We start from the raw sequence: 6,393 nt of genomic DNA, 5'->3' as shown, positions 1-6,393 counted from the left end.
GCGTCAAATGGGCGTGCCGCTGGCTCATAACGCCGGAATTTGCCGGCGAATCGAGCTGCCATCGTCGCTTCGATCCGCATCGCGAAACTCAACGTGCCTCAGTCAGCTCGGACACGCAGGCGGACTGGGTTTTGCAGACCTTCCCTAGGCGAGCTAACAGCCTATGGCCACTTTGCCGAGCCCTCACTCTGCGCCTCGGCCACTGTTTCCTACAAAGGCGGCGTGCCCTTGTGCGTCCAGATGGAAGCAAACCAAGCGAACCCCAAGCTAAATGCTTGGAGCGCTTCGTGACGAGCTTTGCAGAAACGCTAGATCGATTCGCAACCTAATTCACAGGAGTTAGAGCCGGAATCGAGCTGACCGAACGGCAGACGTCCGCAGCGTGGCACTCACCGGTCGTTGGAGTGCGGTCGATGAAGGGCGACAACCGCTGCAGAGCCGACTTCAGCATGTGACGGTTGCAGATACTGACCTTCAGAAATCGGTACCTGTCGATTGGTAGAGTCACGGCTGCTGACCAGTGGCGGCAATGCAGCGAGTTCGCGCTGCAGCAGTTCGCCCGGGTTTACGACATCGAGCGCGAGGTCAGGGAGCTCGATGCCACGCTGCGCCGGGACATTCGGCGCAGGCAGACCCAGCCGGTGCTCGACGCCTTGCACGAATGGATGCAGCTGCAGCGCCAGAAGGTGCCGGATGGATCGGCCACCGCCAAGGCACTGGACTACAGCCTGCGGCGCTGGGAGGCGTTGACCCGGTTCGTCGATGATGGCCAACTGCCCGTGGACAACAACTGGATGGAGAACCAGATCCGACCGATCGGCATTGGCAGGAACAACTGGCTGTTTGCCGGCAGCCTGCGTGCGGGCCAGCGGGCGGCGGCGGTGATGAGCCTGATCCAGTCGGCGCGCATGAACGGGCACGATCCGTATGCCTATCTCAGGGACGTCCTCACACGGCTGCCCACGCATAGGGCCAGCCGTATCGAGGAGCTCTTGCCGCATTGCTGGCAACCCGCGACCTGACGCCAGGGCTGGTAGCCTTGGGGAATGAGCACGCTCAAGAAACCTCGGCGCTCCTCCACCCCGCAGCGCGTCTATCAACTGCACGTTGAACTGGAATACCTGGAGCCGGCCATCTGGCGGCGGCTGTGGGTGCCCGACACATTGACGCTGGACAAGCTCGACCGTGTCATCCAGACGGCCATGGGCTGGAAGAACGCGCACCTGCACGCCTTCACCGTGGGCCAGGTGCGCTACGCCGCTTCTGATCCGGACTGGTCCTCCCGCATCGAGACCCGAGATGAGCGTCTGTGTGACCTGGCGGCGGTGCTGGCGGACGGCACCGGCGAGTTCATCTACACCTACGACTTCGGTGACGACTGGCGCCACCGCATCCGGGTGGAGGCCACCTTGGAGCCTGGCGAGAAGAATCGCAGGCCGTTGTGTGTGGCGGGCGCCAATGCCTGCCCACCCGAGGACGTGGGTGGCCCACCTGGCTACAGCGACTTCCTGCAGGCCATCACGGACCCAGTGCATCCGCAGCACCTGGACATGTGGAAATGGAATGGTGGCCCCTTCGATCCAGCGGGCTTCGACCTCAATGGCGTCAATGCCGCCATGCGCAAGCTGCGCCTGTAGTCATCCGGTCAAGATGGGTTGGCCGGACGCTTACGCTTTACCCCAGATCAGAGCCTTCTGGCCGGCGTAGGCCGAGTCGCCGTACACGCGTGTTGATTTCCACGCAGAAGTGACCCACTAACCCCCAGGATTTCCATCTAAATCTGATCCACGTACTAACCCTAGCCTGCTGCTTTCTTAAGCAGCAGGAGACCAGGAGTGATACACGTGGCAACACTGAGTGTCATCAGGCGCTGGGCCCTGCGAGAGCAGTTGTCCATCCGAGAGATCGCCCGCCGCACGGGCCTCTCGCGCAACACCATCCGCAAGTACCTGCGCGCAGGCGAGGCTGAGCCGCACTACGCCAAACGGGTCGGTCAGCTGCTCCTTCAGGATCTTGCTGCGGACGTTGTTTTCGATCGTCTCGGCAATCGACTCCCGGTTGCCCTTCATGTCCCCCAGGCGTTCCGCAATCGCATCGGCAATCCCGGTCTTGACGATCAGGTCCAGCAGACCAACGCCGTCGAACGGCGAAATCTTGCGCGGCGCCTGCGCCTCGATGTAGGTGTCGATGAGGTGGCGCATGTCCGCCTCGTAGGGCTTGAGGTCCAGCGTCTCGCCGGCTGCCTTGCGGATGATCTCGCGCAGGTTCAGGTAGTGCCTCTGCAGGCCCTTCAGGTGTTCGATCTGCTCGGGCGTGTAGCCGGCCGCCTCCAGTTCATCCGCCAGGTTGGCGTAGGCACGCACCAGCGCCACCACCGCCTTGTAGAGCGCCACGCGGTGTGGCTCGCGGGCCTTCAGGTCGTCGGCAATCTCGGTGTTACCGCAGAAGTAGTGGATGTGTTCCAGGTCGCCCTTGGGCGGTTCCACTGGTTCGCACAACAAGGCCAGGGCTTCCACAGCGTCGTCCAGCCGTTCGCGGCCGGCTTCCAGCCGGTCCCTCACCAGGATGTCCGGGTCGCTGCCGCCCGCGCTGTGGTCCAGCTCGGCGGTGTAGACGGCAATCGCCTTCTCCACCTTCTTGAACAAGTCCTTGTAATCGACGATGTGGCCGAAGTCCTTGTCCTCACCGTCCAGCCGGTTGGTGCGGCAGATGGCCTGGAACAGACCATGGTCCTGCATGGACTTGTCGATGTAGAGGTAAGTGCAAGGCGGCGCGTCAAAGCCCGTCAGCAGCTTGTCCACCACGATCAGCAGCTTCATCTGGGCCGGCGCCTTGATGAAGCGGTCCTTGACCTGTTGCTCGTAGGTTTCGGTCTTGGTCTTGCCGGGTTCGGCCACCACGTCCTTCAGCAGCTCGGTGTAGGTGTTGTAGATGAACTGCTTGTCGCTCTCGGTGTTGGCGCCGGTCTCTTCCTTGCTCACGTCCGACGCCTGCGGGTTGTACGACGTGACCACCGCGCAGCGGCCCTTGAACACCGTCTTGCCGAACAGCACGAAGTACTTGCAGGCCTCGTAGATGCTGGACGCCACCAGGATGGCGTTGCCGCGTTCGCTGGACAGCCGAGGCTTCACGGCGAAGTCGTGAATGATGTCCATCACGATTCGGTCCATGCGGGCGCGTGAGCTGAGCACGTTCTGCATCGTGCCCCACTGCTTCTTCAGCTCGTCCTTCTGCCAGTCGTTCAGGCCTTTGGCCTTGGCCTCGAACCACTGGTCGATCTGTTCGTTGTTGCCCAGCTTCTGGTCGATGTCGCGCGCTTCGTACACCAGGTCCAGCACGACGCCGTCTTCCACCGCTTCGGCGAACTTGTAGGTGTGGATGTAGCCGCCGAACACCTCCAGGCTGGTCTGCGCATCGCTCTTGAGCAGTGGCGTGCCGGTGAAGCCGATGAACACCGCGTTGGGCATCATGGCCTTCATCAGCCGGTGCAGCTTGCCGCCCTGGGTGCGGTGGCACTCGTCCACGAAGACGTGGATCTCGCCCTGCGTCTGGCTCGGCTGCGCGGCCAGGTCGCGGATGAAGGCCTCGAAGTCGTCCACATCACGCCGGCCGAACTTGTGCACCAGCGAGCACAGCAGGCGCGGATTCGGCTGCGCCAGTTGCGCCATCAGGTCACGGCCGCTCTTGCTTCTCTGGATGACCTGACCAGCGTCTTTGAACACCCTGTCGATTTGCTCGTCCAGCTCTTCACGGTCGGTGATGATGGCCACGCGCGCGGATGGCTTGTTCTCCAGAATCCAGCGCGCCAGCAGCACCATCAGGATGCTCTTGCCCGCCCCCTGGGTGTGCCAGATGATGCCGCCGCGCCGCTGCTGCACATGCGCCTGCGCCGCCTTGATGCCGAAGTACTGGTGCACCCGTGGCAGCTTCTTGATGCCGCCGTCGAACAGCACGAAGTCGTGCACCAGCTCCAGTAGCCGGGCCTTGCCGCACAGCTTGGCCAGGTACTTGTCGAGCTTGTAGCCCGCGTTGTCGGCCTCGTCTTCCTTCCAGTTCAGGAAGTACTTTTCCTGCGTCTCGATGGTGCCGTAGCGCAGGCCTTCCGAGTCGTTGCCCGCCATCACCAGCTGGATGGTGCTGAAGAACCAGTCGTTGAACTCTGGCAACTGGTTCGACAGGCACTGGCGGATGCCTTCTCCCAGGCCCACACAGCTGTTCTTCAGCTCCAGCACACCCACCGCAATGCCGTTGAGGTACAGCACGATGTCGGGCCGGCGCTCGTGGGCTTGAGCGAGCGCACGATGTGCAGCAGGTAGGCGTAGTCACCCTGCTTATCGGGCGGGGTGCCGAAGCCCTTGAAGCGCTCGTACTTGTCGCCGCCCAGGCCGGTGCTCCAGCGCTTGTCGGAAAACGGCGGGTTGGCCACCACGTAGTCGAAGGTCTTGAGCTGGTCGCCGTCGAGGAACTTGGGGTCGGCCAGCGTGTTGCCCTGCTCGATGACCGCACCGGGGTTGTGGTGCAGGATCATGTTCATGCGGGCCAGGCCGCTGGTGACTTCTTCTTTCTCCTGACCGTAGACGCTGACGGCCGTGGGCGCGGCCTCGGCCACCTTGAGCAGCAGCGAGCCGGAGCCGCAGGTGGGGTCGTACACCGTGGTGTCGGGGCTGGTCCTGGCCTGGGCAATGCCGAGCACCTGGGCCATGACGCGGCTGACCTCGGCGGGGGTGTAGAACTGGCCCTTGCTCTTGCCACTTTCGGTGGCGAAGTGGCGCATCAGGTAGGGGTGGGGTCAGATCGCCGGTTCGTCACCAATGGCTCGGGTCCTTCTCCGGTGGCCAACACACCTTGTTCTCTGCGACGGAAGTTTCGGCCCGATGGTGTTTGGGCTGAATCAGATGCGTTGGCGTTGCTCACTTCTTGATCCTAAGGCCACTGGCTGGCTGTGAAGGCGACGCTCTAGGGTGCTTGCTACGACCGCACACTCCGAGATATGTGTAATAAAAGCACATTGTGTAATATACGAACATATGTGGATGCCCAAGTCTCAGTCAGAGCTCATCAGGACGGCGCGCGGCGAGCGCTCCCAGGCGGAGTTTTCGAAGGCGCTCGGTTGTGATCGCTCTTGCCTGTCCCGCTATGAACGCGAGACCCTGGGTGCGCCCCCTCATGTGATCACGCGATGTCTGCAGATCGTGGCCGCCATGCCGCAGACGTCCGACCTGAAAGGTCGTCCGGTTGACCGAGCCTTGGACCTGGCGCGGCAGGCTGTCGCCGAACTGGAGCTGCTGCAGGCGCTGCCTGCTTCGGGGAGAAGCAAGTGATGAGGTATGACGTTGTGCAGCCGATGCCGGACGAGCCGGCGATCGCCCACGCTGGCCGTATGGCCATGTTCATGGGACTCGATAGCCCGGCGGAGTTTGACCGGTGGCTTGCCGATGCCCTGAAGGCGCAAGCGCCACAACGCAGCAAGGTGCCGCGTCTGGAGCAGCTGGCCTTGGTGGTGGGTATGGACCCGCAGTTCTATGCCCAGCAACACAGCATGATGGGCGTGCTGAGGGTCGCAGCTCGTGCGGCAACGTTGCATCCGTATGGATCGCCGCAAGCCACGGCTTACAGCAAGCGTTTGGGCATGCTGACCCAGAAGCCATACGCCTGCATTTGCCCCCAATGCGCTGAGGAGGATCTTCAACACTGGCACTTCAGCTGGTTCAGGCGCTCACACCACTTGGCGGGTATCGATGCATGCGTCGTGCACAAAACGCCCTTGCTCAGGGTCACATCCAGCACGGCATGGATGCAGCTTCCACACCAATGGCTTGCTGCAGGCGAGGTCCAACCCGAGAGATTTGGCGCTCGGGCGCCGACTGACTTCGAAGCCAGACTTGGGGAAGTGGCCTGCGCCATGTTGCAACGCAAGGGGCCATTGCCATCGCTTGAGCTTTTCAGCGCGTTGTCCACGCGAGCCAAACATTTGGGCATCAGGGCCAGCATCAAAGGCGTAAGACCCAACCTGAGCGACTGGGTGAGACTGACAGCGCCAGACGAATGGATTTCCGTGCATTGGCCGGAGTTGATGACCAAATCAACCGGCGAGTTCTTCTTCAGCCTGGACAGCGTCCTCGGTTCGCGAACGGTGCCATCGAGTGGTTTTGCCTATCTGACCGCCATCACGGTCTTGTGGGACAAGACTGATGAAATGCACCAGGTGCTCTCGACGTTGGAGGCCAGCCCCAGGATGGGCGTGTCCGAATTTTTGTGTAAACGGTTCGGACTTCAATTGACGGAGATGCGGTCTCCGAACTGAATGGTAAATCGGGTCAGCGCGGCCTTCCAATCTCGGATGGGCATGGTCCACTTCTGGCTGATGTTGCGCAGGGCCAGGTAGAACAGCTT

4 protein-coding genes and 3 pseudogenes are annotated in these 6,393 nt (G+C 62.1%); 5 read left to right on the top strand and 2 right to left on the bottom strand.

The genetic code is table 11. The features are described from left to right. Nucleotides 1–527 precede the first annotated feature (527 nt). The 3 genes and pseudogenes from BN2503_RS18365 to BN2503_RS21125 all read left to right on the top strand — a co-directional run. Nucleotides 528–1,022: pseudogene (locus BN2503_RS18365) on the top strand (IS66 family transposase); the annotation flags it as partial. A 24-nt stretch (nucleotides 1,023–1,046) separates the two neighbouring features. Continuing rightward, nucleotides 1,047–1,637 carry a plasmid pRiA4b ORF-3 family protein gene (locus BN2503_RS18360; protein ID WP_020228945.1) on the top strand — a complete coding sequence of 197 codons (591 nt, stop codon included), beginning with the start codon at nucleotides 1,047–1,049 and terminating at the stop codon, nucleotides 1,635–1,637. Between the two features lie 198 nt (nucleotides 1,638–1,835). Next, nucleotides 1,836–2,018: pseudogene (locus BN2503_RS21125) on the top strand (winged helix-turn-helix transcriptional regulator); the annotation flags it as partial. Between the two features lie 639 nt (nucleotides 2,019–2,657). Here BN2503_RS21125 and BN2503_RS21120 read toward each other — a convergent pair. Both BN2503_RS21120 and BN2503_RS18350 read right to left on the bottom strand, forming a co-directional pair. After that, a pseudogene (locus tag BN2503_RS21120) lies at nucleotides 2,658–4,232 on the bottom strand (type I restriction endonuclease subunit R); the annotation flags it as partial. Next, entirely contained in the window at nucleotides 4,220–4,774 is a 555-nt protein-coding gene (locus tag BN2503_RS18350) for an HsdM family class I SAM-dependent methyltransferase (RefSeq protein WP_054258051.1), read from the bottom strand. The gene BN2503_RS18350 and the pseudogene BN2503_RS21120, both read right to left, overlap by 13 nt. Nucleotides 4,775–5,033: 259 nt before the next feature. Between BN2503_RS18350 and BN2503_RS18345 the strand changes: the two genes are divergently transcribed. Then, nucleotides 5,034–5,321, top strand: coding sequence for a helix-turn-helix domain-containing protein (locus tag BN2503_RS18345; protein WP_139235583.1), 288 nt, complete (start codon nucleotides 5,034–5,036; stop codon nucleotides 5,319–5,321). Further along, the gene (locus tag BN2503_RS18340) at nucleotides 5,321–6,304 is read left to right on the top strand and encodes a TniQ family protein (RefSeq protein WP_054258049.1); all 984 of its coding nucleotides are present in this window, start codon (nucleotides 5,321–5,323) and stop codon (nucleotides 6,302–6,304) included. Before BN2503_RS18345 ends, BN2503_RS18340 begins: the two co-directional genes overlap by 1 nt. Nucleotides 6,305–6,393: the final 89 nt, after the last annotated feature.

The sequence above is a fragment of the Paenacidovorax caeni genome (genome assembly GCF_001298675.1).
Taxonomy (GTDB): domain Bacteria; phylum Pseudomonadota; class Gammaproteobacteria; order Burkholderiales; family Burkholderiaceae_C; genus Paenacidovorax; species Paenacidovorax caeni.
Note: the sequence above shows the minus strand (reverse complement) of the source record. Positions and strands in the feature narration are given on the sequence as shown.